Origin of the sequence: Tautonia sp. JC769 (assembly GCF_040717455.1) — a bacterium.
Lineage (GTDB): Bacteria > Planctomycetota > Planctomycetia > Isosphaerales > Isosphaeraceae > Tautonia.
On the sequence record NZ_JBFEFH010000040.1, the window covers coordinates 1 to 19,710 of the forward strand.

The 19,710-nt window shown below is 68.7% G+C and carries 16 protein-coding genes; 8 read left to right on the forward strand and 8 right to left on the reverse strand.

The window, feature by feature from the left end; genetic code table 11:
- From AB1L88_RS25045 to lpdA, 4 genes are all read left to right on the forward strand, one after another.
- Positions 1–1,590, forward strand: a 1,590-nt coding sequence (locus tag AB1L88_RS25045) for a thiamine pyrophosphate-dependent enzyme (RefSeq protein ID WP_367099445.1), incomplete at its 5' end; no start/stop codon positions are given.
- 429 nt (positions 1,591–2,019) lie between these two features.
- A complete protein-coding gene (locus AB1L88_RS25050; RefSeq protein ID WP_367099446.1) occupies positions 2,020–3,039 on the forward strand; it encodes a hypothetical protein in 1,020 nt (339 codons plus the stop codon).
- A 502-nt stretch (positions 3,040–3,541) separates the two neighbouring features.
- Complete coding sequence (odhB, locus tag AB1L88_RS25055) at positions 3,542–4,804, forward strand: 2-oxoglutarate dehydrogenase complex dihydrolipoyllysine-residue succinyltransferase (RefSeq protein ID WP_367099447.1); 1,263 nt, start codon at positions 3,542–3,544, stop codon at positions 4,802–4,804.
- A gap of 165 nt (positions 4,805–4,969) precedes the next feature.
- Positions 4,970–6,376, forward strand: a complete 1,407-nt coding sequence (gene lpdA, locus AB1L88_RS25060) for a dihydrolipoyl dehydrogenase (protein WP_367099448.1) — start codon at positions 4,970–4,972, stop codon at positions 6,374–6,376.
- Between the two features lie 97 nt (positions 6,377–6,473).
- On the opposite strand, the gene AB1L88_RS25065 is transcribed toward lpdA, so the two are convergent.
- The 8 genes from AB1L88_RS25065 to AB1L88_RS25100 form a co-directional block, all read right to left on the reverse strand.
- Positions 6,474–6,902 (reverse strand): hypothetical protein, encoded by a 429-nt coding sequence (locus tag AB1L88_RS25065; RefSeq protein WP_367099449.1) that lies wholly within the window; start codon positions 6,900–6,902, stop codon positions 6,474–6,476.
- 43 nt (positions 6,903–6,945) lie between these two features.
- A complete protein-coding gene (locus tag AB1L88_RS25070) occupies positions 6,946–7,569 on the reverse strand; it encodes an RNA polymerase sigma factor (RefSeq protein ID WP_367099450.1) in 624 nt (207 codons plus the stop codon).
- A gap of 193 nt (positions 7,570–7,762) precedes the next feature.
- The gene (locus AB1L88_RS25075) at positions 7,763–8,797 is read right to left on the reverse strand and encodes a VWA domain-containing protein (protein ID WP_367099451.1); all 1,035 of its coding nucleotides are present in this window, start codon (positions 8,795–8,797) and stop codon (positions 7,763–7,765) included.
- Positions 8,787–9,608 carry a hypothetical protein gene (locus tag AB1L88_RS25080; protein WP_367099452.1) on the reverse strand — a complete coding sequence of 274 codons (822 nt, stop codon included), beginning with the start codon at positions 9,606–9,608 and terminating at the stop codon, positions 8,787–8,789. The genes AB1L88_RS25075 and AB1L88_RS25080 overlap by 11 nt, the downstream gene beginning before the upstream one ends.
- Positions 9,605–10,174: a biopolymer transporter ExbD gene (locus AB1L88_RS25085; RefSeq protein WP_367099453.1), complete on the reverse strand. Its 570-nt coding sequence runs from the start codon at positions 10,172–10,174 to the stop codon at positions 9,605–9,607. The genes AB1L88_RS25080 and AB1L88_RS25085 overlap by 4 nt, the downstream gene beginning before the upstream one ends.
- Positions 10,171–10,644 carry a biopolymer transporter ExbD gene (locus AB1L88_RS25090; RefSeq protein ID WP_367099454.1) on the reverse strand — a complete coding sequence of 158 codons (474 nt, stop codon included), beginning with the start codon at positions 10,642–10,644 and terminating at the stop codon, positions 10,171–10,173. The genes AB1L88_RS25085 and AB1L88_RS25090 overlap by 4 nt, the downstream gene beginning before the upstream one ends.
- A 190-nt stretch (positions 10,645–10,834) precedes the next feature.
- Positions 10,835–11,713 carry a MotA/TolQ/ExbB proton channel family protein gene (locus tag AB1L88_RS25095; protein WP_367099455.1) on the reverse strand — a complete coding sequence of 293 codons (879 nt, stop codon included), beginning with the start codon at positions 11,711–11,713 and terminating at the stop codon, positions 10,835–10,837.
- A 296-nt stretch (positions 11,714–12,009) separates the two neighbouring features.
- Complete coding sequence (locus AB1L88_RS25100) at positions 12,010–12,570, reverse strand: hypothetical protein (protein WP_367099456.1); 561 nt, start codon at positions 12,568–12,570, stop codon at positions 12,010–12,012.
- On the opposite strand from AB1L88_RS25100, the gene AB1L88_RS25105 reads away from it, so the two are divergent.
- From AB1L88_RS25105 to AB1L88_RS25120, 4 genes are all read left to right on the forward strand, one after another.
- A complete protein-coding gene (locus AB1L88_RS25105) occupies positions 12,569–12,814 on the forward strand; it encodes a hypothetical protein (RefSeq protein WP_367099457.1) in 246 nt (81 codons plus the stop codon). The two genes, AB1L88_RS25100 and AB1L88_RS25105, sit on opposite strands and share 2 nt — an antisense overlap.
- Before the next feature lie 1,064 nt (positions 12,815–13,878).
- The gene (locus AB1L88_RS25110) at positions 13,879–14,835 is read left to right on the forward strand and encodes an ABC transporter ATP-binding protein (protein WP_367099458.1); all 957 of its coding nucleotides are present in this window, start codon (positions 13,879–13,881) and stop codon (positions 14,833–14,835) included.
- A gap of 166 nt (positions 14,836–15,001) precedes the next feature.
- Positions 15,002–17,776, forward strand: coding sequence for a hypothetical protein (locus AB1L88_RS25115; protein ID WP_367099459.1), 2,775 nt, complete (start codon positions 15,002–15,004; stop codon positions 17,774–17,776).
- Positions 17,773–19,260 carry a hypothetical protein gene (locus AB1L88_RS25120; protein ID WP_367099460.1) on the forward strand — a complete coding sequence of 496 codons (1,488 nt, stop codon included), beginning with the start codon at positions 17,773–17,775 and terminating at the stop codon, positions 19,258–19,260. Before AB1L88_RS25115 ends, AB1L88_RS25120 begins: the two co-directional genes overlap by 4 nt.
- The last annotated feature ends 450 nt before the right edge of the window (positions 19,261–19,710 follow it).

Below are 19,710 nucleotides of genomic sequence, written 5' to 3' on the forward strand. Positions count from 1 at the left end.
GTCGGCGAGCTGGCGACCGAGTTCCGCGAGACGTTCGGGCTGGATGTCGTCATCGACATGGTCTGCTACCGCAAGCACGGCCACAACGAGAGCGACGAGCCGGCCTTCACCCAGCCGGTCATGTACGAGGCGATCCGCCAGCACCCCCCCGTGCTGGAGGTCTACACCAAGCAACTGATCGAGTCGGGCGACCTGACCCAGGGAGAGGCCGAGACCCTCGAGGAGACCTTCCGCGAGAAGCTCGAATCCATTTATAAGGAAGTCCACGACGCCACCGAAGGGCCCGAGATCGCCCAGCCGGGCTTCAAGGGGCCCTGGGACGGGCTCCGCCCCGAGTACGACTGGAACCCGGTCGAGACCGGCGTGCCCGCCGATCGGCTCGCCCTGGTGACCGACCGGATGGCCTCGATCCCCGAGGGCTTCACCCGCAACCGCAAGCTCGACCGCATCTTCGGCGCCCGGGTGCAGGCCATGGCCGACGGGGGGCCGATCGACTGGGCCTTCGCCGAGCTGCTGGCCTTCGGCTCGTTGATGCTCGAAGGCACCCCGGTCCGCCTGAGCGGCCAGGACAGCCGACGCGGCACGTTCAGCCAGCGGCACGCCTCGGTCGTCGACGTGCAGACGGGCGAACGCCATTACCCGCTGAACTTCATCGACCCCGGCAACCAGGCCGAGTTCTGCGTCTTCGACAGCATGCTGTCCGAGGCCGCCGTCCTGGGCTTCGACTACGGCTACTCGCTCGACGCCCCTCATATGCTCATCTGCTGGGAGGCCCAGTTCGGCGACTTCGTCAACGGCGCCCAGGTCATCATCGACCAGTTCATCGTCTCGGGCGAGTCGAAGTGGGGCCGCGCCTCGGGCATCGTGTTGCTCCTGCCGCACGGCTACGAGGGCCAGGGGCCGGAGCACTCCAGCGCCCGGCTCGAGCGCTTCCTGCAGCTCTGCGCCGAGGACAACATGCAGGTCGTCAACTGCACGACCCCGGCGCAGTACTTCCACCTGCTCCGCCGCCAGATCCGGCGCACCTTCCGCAAGCCCCTGGTGGTGATGACCCCCAAGAGCCTCCTGCGGCACAAGCGGTGCGTCTCCGGCGTCGACCAGTTCACCTCGGGCCACTTCCGCGAGGTGCTCGACGACGAGACGAACACGCCCGAGTCGGTCCGCCGGGTGGTCCTCTGCTCGGGCAAGGTCTATTACGACCTGCTCGCCCGCCGCGAGGCCCAGAACAAGAACGACGAGGTGGCGATCCTCCGGCTCGAGCAGTTCTACCCCTTCCCGGCGGCGCTCTTGACCGCCGCCCTGGATCGCTATGAGAACGCGACCGAGTGGGTCTGGGCGCAGGAAGAGTCGCAGAACATGGGCGGCTGGACGTTCGTCTCCCATCGCCTGCACGAGCTGACCGGCCGTCCGTTCCACTACGTCGGGCGGGACGCCAGCGCCAGCCCCGCCACCGGGTCGAACGCCGTGCACAACCGCGAGCAGGACGAACTGGTCGAGGCCGCCCTCGGCGCCCCGGTCCTGCCGCACCTCGTCACCGCCATGGCCGGCCGCAAGACCGCCGCCCCGGCGGGCGTCAACGGCCAGCGGTGAGCGGTCCGACCCGGGCACCTTCCCGTCGGTTGGACTGCTCTCCCCCTCTCCCCGCCCGCGCGGGGAGAGGAGGCCCTGGCCGGCTCGCCAGGCGTGATGTTCTCGCAGCGGCCCCCTCACCCGGCCTGACGGCCACCCTCTCCCCCGGAAGGGGGCGAGGGTTGAGACAGTTCGCTCGCCAGGACTCGCCGATTCCCCTCTCTCCCGCTCTCCCCGCCGGCGGGGAGAGGGCCGGGGTGAGGGGTCCCCGTTGAAGACACACGGCGTGTCGTCTGAACCAGCGGCCCCCTCACCCGGCCTTCGGCCATGCTCTCCACCCAAAAGGGGACGAGGGTTGAGTGTGTCTTGGACTGCGGCGGGTGGTTGACCGACAATCATGCCGCCGGTGCGGACTTCACCCCACTGACTCTGCCATCAAGGGATGCTCGCATGACCGATCGCCCGACCGATGCGGAGGCTGACAATCCGTACGCCGCGCCGGAGTCGGGGCGGAGGGGCCGGGTGACCGACGTCCTGCAGTTCGACAGCAGGCGGATGAGCTTCGGCGAGTACTGGCGGAGCTCGCAGAATGCGATCAACTTCCTGGTGCTCGCGGCCTGCAAGCTCCTCCGGATTCGCCTGCGTTACCCGTTCGCCCTGCCGAGGGTCGAGCGGCTCGACCTGCGCGATCGCGGGCGGCTGCCGGCCGAAGTGCTCGATGCGCTCCGGCCGCATGAGGAGGCCTGCGAGGCGTCCGGGCTCCGCTTCGTCCTGGCCTATCGGACGCAGGTGGTCGGCCCCGGATTGGACCAATACGTTCTGACCTGGCGATCCGACGACGGCCGCATGGTGGCCTTCCTGTCGCACAGCCGGTATCGGGTCGGGGACGGCGAGCAGGTCAGCGCGCAGATCTCGGTGTACACCCGGCTCGACGGCGGCCGCTGGCTGTCGACGAACGACCAGGACGTCCGGCACGCCACCCCCCCCGAGATCGACCTGGCCCACCTGCCCGGCCGACCGCCGCTCGACGTGCTGGCCGAGCACGGCCGACGGCTCGAATCGCCGACGTTGCCGATCGTGCCGATCGCCGCCGAGGAGCTGCCGGGCATCCCGCTCGACCTCGATCGGATCTCCCGGTCGTGGTACCGAAGCACCGGCCTGCTCGTGCCGATGACCGAGGCCGAGCTGGCTCGCCTGCTGCGGATGGCCGAGGCTGCGACCGCGCCGAGGCCCCCGCACCCCTGGGCGGTCGCCCTGGTCCGGGTCTATGCGGCGGTCATGATCGGGGGTTGGCTGCTCGGGTTCGTCGGGTTGGTCATCGCCCCGCTGGTGGATCGCGACGCCGTGCCGGTTGAAGGCGTGCGGACGGTGCTCGGCTTCGGGCTCTTCACCCTGCTCACGATCATTCTCTTCCGCCATCTCCTGGGGATGCGGCCACGCCCCCGCGCTCGTGGGCAGCGTCGCGGGTGAGATCCGTAGGGTGCCGTCGAGTCCTCGATGACGCACCGTCGAAGCCCGGGCTGAGAGGCTTGTGCGGTTTCCATCCGTGTTTGGCTCCCCCCGCATGTGTCCTGCTCAGGTGACATGCCCCATGCGTTCCGTCGTCGCGCTGCGACGGAGGGGAGGTGCGTCTTCGAAGACTCGACGGCACCCTACGGGAGAGGGGCCGATCTCGGGAGGGCCATGGCCATCGGCCGCCCTTTCTCCTGAAATCGAGGGCAGTCCGATGCCTCTCGCCCGGAAATATTTGTTATGCTGGACGCAAGCCCCGCGTCGCAGCCCGATCGGCGAGCGCGCGGGGGCCACTCGGCGAGCCCCGCCAGGCCGGCCGAAGCGATCGGATCGGGCGACGCTCGATCCGGCCGAACTGCTTGAATCGAATCACCTTGCAATCGAACCGCACCGGCCGCCCCCCCTTGAGCCCCGGCCCGGCGATGGGGACGGGGAGGCCCTCGAACCGAGTCTTCCCGCGATGGCAGCAGTCGAGATCAAAGTGCCGAGCGCCGGCGAGTCCGTCACCGAGGGGATCCTGTCGCGCTGGCTGAAGCCGGACGGCTCGCCGATCAAGTCGGGCGAGCCGCTGTTCGAGGTCGAGACCGACAAGGCCAGCACCGAGGTGCCCGCCCCGGCCGACGGCGTCCTGAAGATCGGCGTGGCCGAAGGCGAGACCGTCGAGGTCGGCGCGACCGTCGGCACGATCGACCCCTCCGGCACCCCGACCGAGGCCCCCAAGCCCAAGGCCGCGAAGGAATCCGACGCCCCGAAGGCCGCCGAGCCCGCGAAGGCCGAGGCGGCCCCCTCCCCCGCCCCATCTTCGGGCGGCAACGGCCCGATGGCCGGCGAGCCGTCCCCCTCGGCCCGGCGACTGGCCGAGGAGGAGAAGGTGGACCTGGCGAGCGTCGAGGGGAGCGGCCGAGGCGGCCGGATCACCAAGGGAGACGTGATCGGCGCGGTCGAGTCGCGCGGATCGGCACCGGCACCGGCACGTGCACCGGCGGAGCCGTCGGCCCCGGCACCGTCGGCCGCGCCGCGATCGGGCCGGCAGACGCGGCAGCGGCTCCCGCTCATCCGCCAGAAGATCGCCCAGCGATTGGTGCAGGCCCAGCAGACGGCCGCGATCCTGACGACCTTCAACGAGGCCGATATGTCGGCCGTCATGGCCTTGCGCGGCAAATACAAGGACGCCTACAAGGAGAAGCACGGGGTGAACCTCGGCTTCATGTCCTTCTTCGTCAAGGCGACGGTCGAGGCGCTGAAGGCGTTCCCGGCGGTGAACGCCCAGATCGACGGCACCGAGATCGTCTACAACAATTACTACGACATCGGCGTGGCCGTGAGCACCGAGCGGGGCCTGATGGTCCCGGTGATCCGCGACTGCGACGCCCTGTCGTTCGCGGGGATCGAGCAGACGATCGCCGGGTTCGGCAAGAAGGCCCGCGAGAACAAGATCGGCGTCGACGACCTGCAGGGCGGCACCTTCACGATCACCAACGGGGGCGTGTTCGGCTCGTTGCTCTCGACGCCGATCCTCAACCCGCCGCAGAGCGGCATCCTGGGCATGCACTCGATCCAGAAGCGCCCGATCGCCGTGGGAGACCAGGTCGTCATCCGGCCGATGATGTACCTGGCCCTCTCCTACGACCACCGGATCATCGACGGGCGCGAGGCCGTCAGCTTCCTCGTCCGCATCAAGGAATGCATCGAGAACCCGGAACGCATGATGCTCGAGATCTGAGGGCAGGGATGCAGTCGGGCGGGGAAACGGAGGGGCGGCGGAACGGCGATCCGGATTGCCCCGAACCCTCCCCTCCCCTCCCGCCGACGTCGGCCTTCCCTCCGGCTCCTGGCTTCTCTCCCCCACCGTCCTCTGCCTACCGCCTCCTTCGAGAAAGGACCAGCAGTGTCGGACCGTTACGACTTGGTTGTCATCGGCGCGGGACCGGGCGGCTACGTGGCCGCGATCCGGGCGGCGCAGCTCGGGATGAAGGTCGCCTGCGTCGAGAAACGGCCGACCCTGGGCGGGACCTGCCTGAACGTCGGATGCATCCCGAGCAAGGCACTCCTGGATTCGAGCGAGCTGTACGAGCTGGCCACCCACCGCTTCTCGAAGCACGGGATCACGGCCGACGGCGTCGGGCTCGACCTCGGCGCGATGATGGGCCGCAAGGACCAGGTGGTCAAGGAGCTGACGCAGGGGGTCGGCGGCCTCTTCCGCAAGAACAAGATCGAGCCGGTCTATGGGGCGGGCAAAGTGGCCGGCCCGAACTCGGTGCAGGTCACATTGAACGACGGCGGCGAGCGGACGCTGGAAACCAACGCCATCCTGCTGGCGACCGGCAGCGAGCCGATCGAGCTCCCTTTCCTCAAGTTCGACGGCAAGACCATTGTCGGCTCGACCGAGGCGCTGGCCTTCGAACAGGTGCCGGAGCATCTCGTCGTGGTCGGCGGCGGTTACATCGGCCTGGAGCTGGGCTCGGTCTGGAAGCGGCTCGGGGCGAAGGTCACGGTCATCGAGTTCCTGCCCCGGATCGTGCCGATCGTCGATCACGAGCTGGGCAATCAATTGTACAAGATCTTGCAGAAGCAAGGGCTTGAGTTCCAGCTCGAGACGAAGGTCACCGGCGCCGAGGTCAAGGACGGCAAGGCCACCCTCTCCGCCGAAACCAAGGACGGCAAGACCCTGACGTTCGACTGCGACAAGGTGCTCGTCTCGGTCGGCCGGCGCGGGTACCTGGACGGCCTCGGGCTGGAGGCGGTCGGCGTCGAGCACGACCCGAAGGCGGGCAAGGTGACGATCGACGCGCACTTCCGCACCAACGTCCCCTCCATCTACGCCCTGGGCGACATCGTCAGCGGCCCGATGCTCGCGCACAAGGCCGAGGAGGAGGGGGTCGCCTTCGCCGAGCTGCTGGCGGGCAAGCCGGGGCACGTCAACTACGAGACGATCCCGAGCGTCATCTACACCTGGCCCGAGATCGCCAGCGTCGGCCTGACCGAGGAGCAATTGAAGGAGCAAGGGGTCGACTACCGCGTGGGCAAGGCCCCGTTCGTCGCCAACGGCCGGGCCAAGGCGATGGACGAGAAGGACGGGATCGTCAAGGTCCTGGCCGACGCGAAGACCGACCGCGTGCTGGGCGTGCACATCATCGGGCCGAGGGCCTCGGACATGATCGCCGAGGCGGTCGCCGTCATGGAGTTCGCCGGCAGCGCCGAGGACATCGCCCGCATCTGCCACGGCCACCCGACCCTCTCCGAGACGCTCAAGGAAGCCGCCCTGGCGGTCGACAAACGCACGATCAATTGTTGAGATGAGGACCGATCCGATGGGTGGACCCGAGCCATCCCCGCGACGGGATGCTCGGGGCTCGCCACCTTCCCCTTGCAATTGGCCTCAAATCAAAAAATCAGTCGTCGTCGCCGCTGAGCAGGTGGCGGCTCGACTGGAAGTAGCGGCGCTGGCGGGTCTGCGAGGTGGGGGCGTCGGCCGCGAACTGGCCGCGGAGGTCGTCGAGATTGGCCCGGCAGAAGGGGCACTCGACGACCTCGACATGGAAGGTGATGTAGTCGTGATGATCCGGGTCGAGGGCCTCGATCAGGTAGCTGCCCAGGTCCTCCCGCGCGGGGCAGGAGAGCCGGGCGCGTCGCCAGATGGCGCCGAGGGTGTGGATGGCGCTTTCGGGGCGGTCCTGGCGGACGTCTTCGAGGCGCTGCCGGAGCGAGGCCGAGCCGCGCAAGGCCCGCTCGACCCGGGCCATCTCGGCACCCGAGAGGGACTCGGCCAGGTAGGCCCTGAGCGTCTCATCGTCGATGACGGGGGGGGCGGGGTCGGCCATGGGGATAGGGTTCCGTTCCGGTCCGTTCCGGTCAATCAAGCGATCAGTCGAGGCCGCCGAGGCTCATGCCGGCGCGGCGGGCCATTTCCTTCAGGCGGCTGATGGTCTGGAACTTGTAGCTGGCGACGGCCTGTTCGGTCAGGCCGAGGTGGGCGGCGACGTCCTTGTTGGCCCACCCCTTGACGATCAGCAGTTCGAGGCAGCGGAGGCGGGCGAAGTCCCCCTTGGCCTGCCAGTCCTGGATGATCTGGCCGAGGGCTTCGGTCAACAGGCGTTCCTCGGCGTCCCGGCGTTCGGAGCTCCGGGCGATGCTGCTGGCGGCGCGGGCCGGGCCGGCGACCTCTTCGAGGGGCCGGCCGTGGTCGTCGGAGCCGAACTGGTCGATCGGCCGGCGTCCCTGGCGGCGGAGCTGGTCGGTCAGCTTGTGGGCGGCGATCGAGAAGAGGTAGGCTTCCAGGTCGCGGCGGTCGTCGAAGTTCGGCAGGCTGGTCAGGAAGCCGATGAAGGTCTCCTGCACCACGTCCTCGCTGGTGGCCCGGTCGTGCAATCGGCTATCGACGAAGGCGAGCAGGCGCCCCTCGTAGCGCTCGATGAGCACCTGCCAGGCCCTCATGTCGCCCTCTCGGATCTGGGCGATCAACAGCATGTCGGCTTCGGAAGCGGCCATCAGACCTCGGTCGGCGTCAGCCCCGGACGGAGGATCGAAGCGGGTCGAGGGTCGGGTGTTGTGACGTGTCCCCGCCATGATACGACGTGCCGGGGGGATCGAGCCAACGAATTCTCTCGGACGATGCCCGAATCTCTCGAAAATTCGGGGGGCGGGAACACGATCGGCCGGCGGGGATCGCCGCCGACCGGATTCAGTCGTCGGCGAATCGGCCGGCGGCGAAGGTCATGACATTGATGTAGCGGTATCCCCCCCCGGTCGCATTGGCCAGCGACCGCAGCGGCACGGAGAGGCCGGAGTCGGGGCCGATGCCGAACTCGATCGCCTGGACGCGGATCGGGCCGGCGGCCCGGATCAGCTGCTCGGCCTCGCGGTCGGTCATGTCGTCGGCGTCGGTCAGGAAGAAGATGACCTCGGGCTTCATGGCGTAGGCGGCCATCAGGGCGTCGACGTGGTTCGTGCCGCCGTCGGCGGGGATCTGGGCCAGGCGAGACTCGAACCGGGCCTTGTTCGAGGCGTCGGCCGGCATCATCCGGGGCTGGCCGGCGGCATCGAGGAACGGGGTCGCCCGCTCGTTGTAGAAGACGACGCCGAAGCGGGCATCGGCCGGCAGGCGGCGGAGGCTGGCGAGCAGCTCCCGCTTGGCCATGTCGATCGAGCTGCGGTTCGTCATGCTGGCCGACCGGTCGATGACGTAGACGAACGACGTCGCCCGCTCCTTCGCGCCGAAGAACTCGGTCCCGGCGCCGATCCCCTGCCCCTCGCCCCCTCCCGAGCCGCCACCGTCTCCCCCGCCGCCGCCGGTGCCGGGGCCGGGCAAGACGCCGACGCCGGGCATGGCGGGCAAGGGCAGCGGGTCGGAGCGGTCGGTCGGGGCCGAGGCGGTCGGCACGGCGAGGATCTCGTCGATCAGGGAATCGGCCACGGCGTCGGGATCGGTCGTCGTCGCCTGCACGTCGACCATCGCTCCCAGGCGTTCCATCTGCTCGGGGGTCAGGGTGCCCCCCAGGTCGTCCGGCCCGCCGCCGGGGGCGACGCCGGAGGCCCGGTTGTCGACCGGCCCGATCTCGCCGACCAGGCCGGGCGGCTCCTCGTCCGAGGAGCCTCGGGGCAGGACCGCCTGGAGGACGAACAGCGAGCAGATGACGACGATCGCGCCGTGGAAGGCCGCCGAGCCGAGCAACGACCGCAGGTCGGTCAGCGGAGATCGGCCGAGTTCAAGGGGCATGGCGCGGTCCTCGGTCGGGGCCCGATCGGCCTCCCGATTCCGTAAAAGGGTCCGTCGGCGGCGCCGGGGCGTCCTCGACGTCGGGGGGGCCGTCGAGGAACTCCGGAGGAGGGCCGTCGACCTCGTCCCGGAGGCGTCTGCGGGGCCTCGGCCTGAGCAAGATCTGGCGGACGATCACCGAGACGACGGCCGCGGCCACGATCAGGCCGACCAGCCAGTCGATCTCCCGGAACGGGCCGATCGGCCGCCAATGCCCCCGGGCGGGGCCCCGGATCACCTCGGGGGCCTCGGGGCCGACGAGCAAGGGGGCGAGCCTCGGCTCGTCGGCGGCCTCGTAGCGGACGCGCTTGTGATAGGTGCCGGCGAAGCGGACCGTCCCCCCCAACGGCGTCGGGTCGCCCCCCTCGGGCTCCGGATAGACGAGGCAGGTCGGGTTGCCGGTCCTCGAGGCGATCCAGAGCTCGACCAGGGGGGGATACTCGCCGATCGGCCCCTGTCGGAAGCGACGGGCGGCCCGCCCCTCGACCACGACCCGGCGGCCGAGCCAGTCGTCGGGCCGCTCCCAGAGGTCGGCGAAGGTCGCCGGCGCGGGCTCGGCCTCGCCCGGGTCGATCGGCCGAAGCGCCCGGCGGTAGGCGTCGAGGTCGGCCAGGGTCAGCGGGTCGTCGCCCACCGATTCCTGGGCGGGCGGCGCCGCACCGGCCGTGCCGAGGCCAAGACCAGGGCCGAGGGCCATGCCAAGGGGGATCACCAGCCAGGCCCACCGGGCGAGCACGAGCGATCGCCGGGCCGGGCCGCGTCGGGCGATCATGGCAAGGCCCCCCCGATCGGGCCGTCGCCGGCGGCGGGCTCGGGGCCGGGGCCGGCGGCCGGGCCGGCGAGGCGGACGGAATCGACCCCGGCGGCCGAGCAGGAGCCGATGATCCGCGCCGCCTCCTCGTAGCGGAGGCGGTCGTCGGCCTCGAGGCGGACCTTGACCGGCTCGCCCCCCAGTTGCTCGCGGTAGCGGCGGAGCCGGTCGCGGAGGGCCCGGGTGTCGGGCACGGGGGCCCCCTGGAGGGTCAGGGAGACGAGGTCGCCCAGCTCGTCGGCCTCGGCCCGGACCAGGAGGTCGGTCTCCAGGTCGGGCATCTCGGCGGCCGAACCGGGGCGAGGGCTCCCGTCGGAGGCGTCGGGCGCGGCCACCAACGCGGCCGGGGCGGCGGGCAGGTACAGGTCGATCCGCGTCTCGCCGCTCGGGGCCTGGAACGTGAGGATGAAGAAGGCGAGGAGCTGGAAGGACATGTCGAGCATCGGCGCGACGGGGAACTCGACGCTGTGCTCGGGGGCCTTCTTCCAGCGCGGGTTCGGGGCGGTCTCGGGTCCGAGCATCGTCATTGTCGCCCCTCCTCCATCATGACGACCAGGCTGAACCGGGCGAAGCCTGAGCGCTGGGCGGCGGCCAGGCTGGAGCGGACGGCCCCGTAGGGCGCGTCGCGGTCGGCCCGGATGATGACCTGGGTGGTCAGCTCGTCGAGCGACTCGCCCAGGAGCGAGGCGCCCCGGAAGCGCCGGGTGGCCTGGTCGGCCCACCACTGCTGGGCCTCGCTCCCGCCCCGCTCGCGATTGCCGGCGATCAGGCGGCCGGCGGCGTCGATGACGACCACCAGGCGATCGTCGCCCGCCAACGCCCCCGGCAAGGCGGCCGGGGCGACGGGCAGGCGGACCTCGCGGTCGGCCGCCTCGATCTGCGTGCCGAAGTGGACGAGCATCATGAAGAACGTGATGAGCTGCAGGACGACGTCGAGCAGCGGCGTCAGGTTCATTTCCAGGCGGTACGGGTCGCCTTCGGGGTCGCGTCTCGGCATGGGCTTGGCCTGGCTCTGGCGTGACCGATCTTGACCAAAAAAAAGGGCCGCCGACCGGATCGATTCGAGTCGAGTCGAGGGGGCGTTTCCGACGGGCCGGTCGTTTTCGATTCGAAGGGTCGACTCGGGCTCACCCGGTCCCGCGATCATCCCCTCCCGACTCCCCGCGATCGAGGCGGGAGGCGGGCCGTCACCCGTCCATCTTCGGGGGCCCGCCGAGCGGCGGGCGGGCCGGGGGAGACGGGTTCGGCGGGGGCATCGGCATGGCCCCGGTGCCGGGGGAGACGGCCAGGGGATGGGGCGATCGGACGCCCGAGGCGAACTGCTCCAAGAGCGACTCGGCCGCCAGCTCGACCTCGAGCGAGAGCCGGGCGATCCGGTTGCGGAAGATGGCGTAGAAGGTGATGGCCGGGATGGCCACGCCGATGCCGAGCAGGGTGGCGAACAGGGCCGTCGAGATGCCCCCGGCCAGCAGGCTGGCCTCGGGCTGCCCCTCGGCCGACATGGCCCGGAAGGCGATGATCATGCCGTAGACCGTGCCGAAGAGGCCGATCAGGGGGCCGAGCGTGCCGACGGTGGCCAGATAGGCCGTGCGGTGCTCCATCTCCATCGTCACGTCGTCGTTGACCATCTGCATCGACCGCAAGGCGGCCGGCTGGCCGTTGGGCAGCTTGCGGACCCCGGCCGCCAGCACCCGGGCCAGGAACGAGCGGTCGCTGTTGACGATCTCGAAGGCGGTCGAGTACTGCCGCTGCATCAGTTGCGTGTTCAGGTCGCGGGTCAGGCGTTCCGGGATCGCCACCCCCCGGCGGTACTCGAAGTACATCCAGACGACCAGCGCCACCAGGTAGAACGACATCAAGAGCAAGACCACGCCGATCGGCCCGGTCGAGGTGACCATGAGCCTCAGGAACGACGTGTCGAAGCCGCCGGTCGATTCCTCGGCGGCGGCGGCGGCGGCGGGCATCTCGCCGTCCTGGCCGGTCACCACCGGGGGAGCAAACAGCGCGGTCAGTAGCACAACCGAGGCCGCGATCACGAGCCGTCGGCCGATTCGGGGGCACAGCATCCTGGGCACGGATCGGGTCCACCTGGGGTCGGGCGCGGCGTCTCGACCGGCAGCCGACGGCCGTTTGGGCCGATCGGCTGCACGAAGGCATCCAGCTTAGCCCAATCCTCGATGCGCGACAACGGCGGTCGCTCGGCCCGGAGGCAGGCGAGACATCTCGGAGGAAGGCTTCCCCTTCCCGTCGCACCGATCCACAAGCACGCTAATATTTTATAACTTCCATTCAATAATCCAATTTGGGTGGCCCCGGCCGTCGGGCCACCGCGCGAAACCAACGCGACTGCCCGCAGAGAGCGTCAGTCGATGACGACGTGTGACTTCCCTGTTGCGAGGATAGAGGATCGGGCCTTCTTAGAATCGTCCAGCCCCGAGACCTCTTCACCCGGCTCCAAACCATAGATCACGACCTCGGCCGGGTAACGCCCCTTGGGGATGTCGGGCGAGATGATGTCAGCGAACGTCATTGTGCTCGATTGCCCCGGAGTGATGGAGAAGACTTGCCCGTCATATCGATCCTCGAACACGACTTCGCGGTCGTCCTCTGGGTCAAGCACACGGAAGGACCAGACAAACCTCATCCCATCTCGACGATCCCACAGCGTCGCTGCCGCATCGACGGTGACGAGGCCACGCGAACTCTCCATACTCAGGCGATTCATCCCGTAGGTCCCCACCACGCCTGGACCGGGCACCGCGCCTTGCTCGGCCGGACGCATGACCTGCCGGACAGGCTCGACCTTCAACGGCACGTCGTCGGGCACTGCGCTCGGCCTGGCGAGCGCCAGCGCCGAAATGGTGTATGACAAGACGCCAAGCAAACCCAGCCCCGCCACCTTATACGTCGTCGAACTGAACATGATTCGTCTCCTCTCTTGCAAGGAACGCGATGGCAACCACCGTGGCGCCATTGCAAAATCGGTGGATTTCATCGCCAATCAGGTCATGTCATCGATCGAGACGATCGTCGTGGTGGAAAGGCTGTCCCCGGAACAGTCTCCGGCTTCAAAAGTGACTTTGAAGAAATTTTCCCTCGCGTCCGCGCTGTTGATCGCAGTGAAGGCGATGAGGTATGCACTGGCGACCGATGTCCCACAACCATAACCGAACACGGCAGGCGGGCTCGTCAGACCTTCGTCGTAATCGCCCAATTCGACGCTGTACCTCCGGACTCTCGTGCTCGTGCAAATTTGACAAGGGAGAAACCCCGTGCGTTGACAAATGAACGTAACCTCAACCGTTCCCTCCCATCGCGTGGTGGTGACTCCTCCATCGACAATGATGCTCTGGACGCCTCCTTGTATTACGCCCATCATGAAGTTTTGAACCGTACATCGATCCTGGGGTGGACTTCCCGGGAGTCGATGGGCACCTGCAAGGACCCCAACGACAGCAAGCCCTAAGGCAAGAAAAACCTGTTTGCATTTCATGTGACATTCTCGTGACCTTGAACGAGGCCAGGAACTGCAAGCACGTATGGCCCTCCGGGCCGGTCAATCCATCGCATCTGGCCCCATTTTAATATACTGTCGTAATCAGGCCAGGTCTACGGAGTTATCGGCTAATTCGAGCTTCAGGGCGAGCATCGAGCACGACGGACCGGACGTGGCTCGACGAACCGCCCCACGCCGAAACCCAGGTGCCTCGGGAGTCCCACCGTCAGCTCATCTCGCAAGAATTTCGCAACTTCGCAAGGTCGGCTGGCGTTCGGGGAATGCGTCGAGAAGAAAGGACCGCGGCCGTGGCGATCCCAGCGGGTCGATCGGGCTGTCCGGGTTTGTCGGTAGGCCAAGCGGGCGATCGCCTTGCACGAAGGCCCCCTGAGGGGTGATGATGGTGGCGTGACCGATCCGGGCCCGGTCGCGGTCGCGCTTTTTCGGGCCGATCGAACCGAAACCCGGCCCCGGTCGTAGAAGCCGCAAACTCCCCCCGCTCCGATCGCCCTGCGCCCCGATCTCGCAGGGTGCGCGTGGTTGCTCCGGTCGTTCGGCCGGGAGAGGCAATGGGGGGCGTCTTGATTCGGATTCTTCCGCGATCGCATCGATCCATCGTCTGCTTTCGGGGTCGCGACGCCCATTGAACCGCGTCAATCGGGTCGGGCGGAGCCCTTCGCTCGCATTTTCGTCCTTCTTCCTTCCGAACTCATCCAGCATGCAGGGCGCCTGGCGATGAACTCCGACGTCATCATCGAGACCCGGAACCTGACCAAGGTCTACCGCGATTTCTGGGGGCGCCCGAAGGTGCTGGCCCTCAAGGCGCTGGATCTGAAGGTCCACCGCGGGGAAATCTTCGGCCTGCTCGGCCCCAACGGCTCGGGTAAGACCACCACCATCAAGCTCCTGCTCGGCCTGCTCTTCCCGACCGAGGGGGAGGCCTTCCTCTTCGGCGAGTCGGCCACGAATGTCGCCAAGAACGAGCGGCTCGGCTACCTGCCCGAGGAGTCGTACCTCTACAAGTTCCTCAACGCCGAGGAGACGCTCCACTTCTACGGCCGGCTGTTCAAGCTCAGCCCGAGCGAGCGGAAGAAGCGGGTCGACCAGCTGATCGACATGGTCGGCCTGACCGCCGCCAAGCACCGGCAGATCCGCGAATATTCGAAGGGCATGCAGCGCCGGATCGGCCTGGCCCAGGCCCTGATCAACGACCCGGAGATGATCCTGCTCGACGAGCCGACCTCGGGCCTCGACCCGATCGGCACGTCCGAGATCAAGGACCGCATCCGGGAGCTCCGCGAGCGGGGCAAGACGATCATCCTCTCCGGCCACCTGCTGGCCGACATGCAGGACATCTGCGACCGGATCGCCATTTTGCACCGCGGCGAGCTGAAGGAGCTGGGCGAGGTCCGCGACCTCTTGACCGTGCAGGACGTGACCCAGATCAAGACGAAGGATCTGCCCCCGGCCGCGCTGACGGAGATCGAGGCGATCATCAAGCGGCACGGCGCCGAGCTCCTGGCCGTCGACCACCCGACGACCACGCTCGAAGAACTCTTCCTGCGGATCGTCCGCGAGAGCGACCTGCACCCCGGTCGCCGGCGGGTGGGCGACCGCCCCGGCATGCCCGCCTCGGCCGCGGGAGACGGCGCCCCCGGCGCCGCTCCGGAGACCGCGGCCAGGAGGTCCTGAGTCGATCACCGGGGGGACCGTCCCCTGGGGCGGGCGGGCCGGTCGATGCCCCGCCCGCCGCCGACGACGGCAGGAGCCCTCAACCGGTTCGATCCGGGCCTTCGCGATCCGTGTCTCATTCGAGTTCTTCCCCGTCCATTATCCGCTTCTGGAGTCTCCCCGAGCGATGTCTGCGCTGAGTTTCCTCCTCATGCTGTGCTGGGCGCAGGCCGGCGGCGAACAGGCCGGCCCCGACGCCCCGCCGGGTTCGTCCACCCAGCCGGCCCAGGCGATTGTGACCGAAGAGGCCCCCGGCACCCCGGCCCCCGCACCGGCCCCGGCCGCCGCCCCGGGGGCCGGCGGAGACGCCGGCCCGATGGTCGCCCCCACCATGGCCGCGGCCGAGCAGATGGAGCCGTGGCAATACTGGGTCCTCCTGATCGGCGACCCGAGGGCCACGGTGCCGGTCTGGTGGGGCCCCCCGCTGAGCTGGGCGAAGGTGGTCTCGCTGGCCGGTTTGCTCGGCTGGGTGGGGGCCTGGGTCCTCTCGTCCCTGCGCGGCCGGAGGCGGCCGAAGGTGACGGTCGGCGGCGCCCGCCCGATCGACCTGGCCTTGCTGCTGGCGATCCTGGTGGGCATCGGCAGCGTCTTCGTCCGGGTGGCCCAGGGCTCGGGCCAGCTGGCCGACGTGCAGGTGCTGGGCGTCTCGGCGTCGTCGCTGGTGGGCCTGCTCTGCCTCGGCGTCGGCTTGCTCTGGCTCGAGGTCGTGCTCTGGTCCGGCATCCTCCGCCAGCGGAGCGTGGGAGACATGCTGGTCCTGCTCGGCATCCACCTGGCCCTGGTGTTCGCGGTCGCCGTGACGCTGAGCCTGCCGAGCGGGTCGGTCCAGTTCCTGGCCCCGGGGCTGGGCATGTCTCCGGAGACGATGCTGATCAATGCCGACGGCTCGCTGACCCCCTCGGGCGTGGTCGCCCTGACGCTCGTGGCCGTGCAGATGTCCCTGACGTACATGGGCTTCGTGGTCCTGCTCCGGATCACGCTGCTGGTGCTGGCCGAGGTGGCCCGGGTCCGGCCGCGGCGGCTCTACGCGATGGGCAAGTTCAGCTGGGTCGAGTCGTTCCGCAAGACGCGGATCCCCTGGGCCGTGCTGGTGATCTTCCTGTTGATCCTCGCCTTCACGCACTGGTTCCTCCAGCCGCCCGATGCGCTCCGGCAGGCCGAGCTGAGCCGCCTGTACGTCGGCACGTTGATGCTGCTGTCGTCGATCCTGCTGACGATCATGGTGGCGATCCTCACGCCGATCTCGCTGCCCAACGACATCCGCTTCCAGACGATCTACACGATCGTGACCAAGCCGGTCCGCCGCCTGGAGGTCGTCTGGGGCCGGATGTTTGGCTTCATGGCGGTGGTGACGGTGTTGATCCTCGCGCTCGGGGGGATCAGCCTGATCTACCTCGACCGCAACGTCGGGGGCCGGATCGAGGAGCTCCGGGCCGAGATCGCCGAGGCCGAGGAGGTGGGCCTGACGAACCGGGCCTCGCAGCTCGCCTCGCAGCTCGACCAGCTGGAGACCCGGATGTCGGCCCGGCTGCCGGTCGACGGGTCCTTGACGTTCATCGACTCGGTCGGCGAGCCGAGGATCAAGGGGATCGACGTCGGCCAGGAGCTGGAGATCCGCAGCTTCGTCGAGGGGGCGACGCAGGCCGAGGCCTCGTGGCTCTTCGGCGAGAACATCCCGCACCCGGTCGACCGCCTCTTCCCGAACCGGCCCGGCATGCCCTTCCCGACCCAGTCGAAGGCCGTGCCGCTGAATTTGCTGCTCGTCTCCGGGACGGTCGAGGATCTGGCCAATCAGATCTACGAGCTCGCCTACGCCCGCATGGAGCTGGAATCGCAGAAACAAGGGGTCGAGCCGAGCGAACTGTCCCGCATCAACGCTCGTATTACCCGCATCGAGGAGCAGCGGGCGAGCCTCAACCAGCAGTACCAGGACCTCGTCGGCCGCTACGTCGACCTGATGGAGCAGGCCCAGGCGACCGAGGACGAGGCCGAGGCCAGCCGCCTGATCGACGAGGCCACCGCCCTGCGGTCGCCCGACGTCCCCGTGCAAATGACCTTCACCGTGTACCGGACCACCAAGGGACGCCCCGGAGAGCCGGTCTATGCCTCGATTCAGGTCGTCCACCCGTTCTCGAGCGAGGCCCCGATGTTCCCCGGCGACCCGCAGCCGGGGCCGCTGATCTTCGACCCGCTGGCCCAGGAATTCGGCGGCCAGGCCAACCCCTTGATCCCGGAACTGGTCTACAGCGACACCTTCGACGTGCGCGAGTACTACACCAACAAGTGGTCGTTCCCGGCCTCGATGCTCGTCGGCAGCCGGGGCTACCTGACGATCCAGGTCCAGTGCCTCAGCCCGACCCAGTACCTCGGCATGGCCGAGAACGACCTGTTCATCGTCGCCAGCCAGGGCTCGTTCCTGGCCAACTACCTGAAGGGCCTGGCCGGCATCTGGCTGCAGGCCATGGTGCTGACCGCCATCGGCGTCTGGGCCGGCACCTTCCTGAGCTGGCCGGTCGCCCTGCTGATCACCGTCTTCTTCTTCGTCGCCGGCGAAATCTTCTTCCCGATCCTCAGCCAGCTCGCCAGCGGCCAGCTGACCGGCGGGGGGCCGTTCGAGTCCATGATCCGCATGATCTCGCACGAGAATCAGATGTCGGACCTCGACGCCACCCTCGGCGTGATTCTGGCCAAGTCGCTCGACGCGATCGTCGTGCCGATCATGTCGCTCTTGATCTTCATCGTGCCGAACTTCTCGGCCATGGATCTCTCGAACCTCGTGGCCGACGGCTTCGCGATCCAGTGGCAGACCCTCGGCGCGAACGTCTTGCTGGCCCTGGCCTACGCCCTCCCCTTCTCGATCGCCGGCTATTTCATCCTGAAACATCGCGAGGTGGCCGCATGAGCACGCTCTCCATCCGGGCCAAGCAGATTCTCTATGGCTCCCTGATCGTCGGACTCTTCGCCGTCATGGTCCCCTACGGCCAGTGGCTGCAAGACGTCAAGGACCGCCGGGACCTCGGCGAGGCGACCCTCGGCGAGGTCAACGCCGGCAGCTTCATGCTCAAGCTGGCCATGATCGGCGGCTTCCGGGGGGTCGTCGCCAACGCCCTCTGGATGCAGGCCCAGGAGCTCCAGCGCCTGCAGGAGTGGGACCAGCTGAAGACCCGCGTCGACCTGATCACCAAGCTCCAGCCCCACTTCCTCTCGATCTGGACCTTCCAGGGCTGGAACCTGGCCTACAACGTCTCGGTCGAGTGGGACGACCCGGCCGACAAGTACATCTGGATCAAGAACGGGATCAACTTCCTCCGCGAAGGGGTCACCAACAACCCGAAGAGCCCCGACCTGGTCTGGGACACCGCCTGGACCTACTACCACAAGCTCGGCTTCGCCGACGAGTCGATCATCCTCCGCCAGCTCTTCCACGAGGACGTCGACGAGGACTTCCGCACCGACCCCGTCGACAACCGGCTCTACGACGACAACTTCAAGGTCTCCCGGGGCTGGTTCGAGCTGGCCGTCGACCGCGCCGACGACTTCCAGCGCCTCGCCACCGAGCTGGAAACGCCCGTCGAGTTCGTCGACCCGGTCGAGAACCGCAAGGGGCGCCCCGGCGACCTGGCCTTCCGCACCATGCCCGCCCACGCCCAGACCCGCTACGCCGCGGCGTTGGAGAAGCGGAGCAAGGTGAACGTCCCCGCCCAGTTCGGCGAACGGGCCAAGGCCGAGTGGGACCTGGCCGAGCGGGAATGGCTGAGGTTCGGCGACTACGAGTTCCGCTCTCCCAACGCCCTCCGCATCCAGGGAGAGCTGGTGGCCCAGCCGATCCGCATCGGCGACGTGCTCGAACCGGCCCTGATCGAGCAGTACCGGGGCGATACCCGCTACTGGGCCGAGCTGCTCAGCCGCTACGAGGACAAGGACATCCGCGAGGTCACCCCCGACGAGGCCGAGCGCCTGACCGAGAACAAGATGGCCTGGACCGACCGCTGGGCCAATCAGAACAACTTCCGCTACTGGGTCGAGCGCTGCCGGGCCGAGATGGAGGACGACGGCGTCCGCTCGCGAGAATTGTTCTACGACGGCTACCTCGCCTACCTCAACGCCGACTTCCCGAAGGCGGCCGATGCCTACCGCGAGGGGCTCGACCTCTGGAAGTCGGTCCTCGACAACTACCCGACCTACCGCGACGACGACCTGAACCGCAAGGACACCGGCCAGGCGGTCCTCCGCTACGTCGAGGCCCTGCGCCAGGCCGGCCGCGAGGTCCCCGAGGACATGCCCTTCGCCGACCTGCTCGAAGACGCCGAGCTCGACCCGATGCTCGACCCCTTCGACGCCCTCGACATGCTCGGCCCGATCGGCGAGGCGGAACAGGAGGGCTGATCGCCCCCCTCGACCCGCTCGCCTGCCCGGTGATTCGCCCGGCCGCCGCCCCGATCCCCTGCTGCACAGGTGGACCGGGGCGGCGGCCTTGTCTATTCTATGAGGAAAGGGCCGATTCCGACGCTCGTTGCCAGGAAAGGGGTTCCGTCCCCCGACCGGACCGCGACGACCGGGCGGAAACCGCCTGCGCGTGGACCTTCGATCGTCCGTCTCGGCGCGTCCGCCGATTGCCCCCTCACCCGGCCTTTGCGGCCACCCTCTCCCCCGCTTGCGGGGGTGAGGGTTCAGCGGATTCCGTCACCCTCTCCCCGCCCGCGGGGAGAGGGCCGGGGTGAGGGGTCCTCGGCCGGATCGCCAGGCGAGGCGTTCGAATCCGCCGCCCCCTCACCCGGCCTCCGGCCGCCCTCTCCCCCGCAAGGGGGCGAGGGTTGGACTTTGCCACCCTCTCCC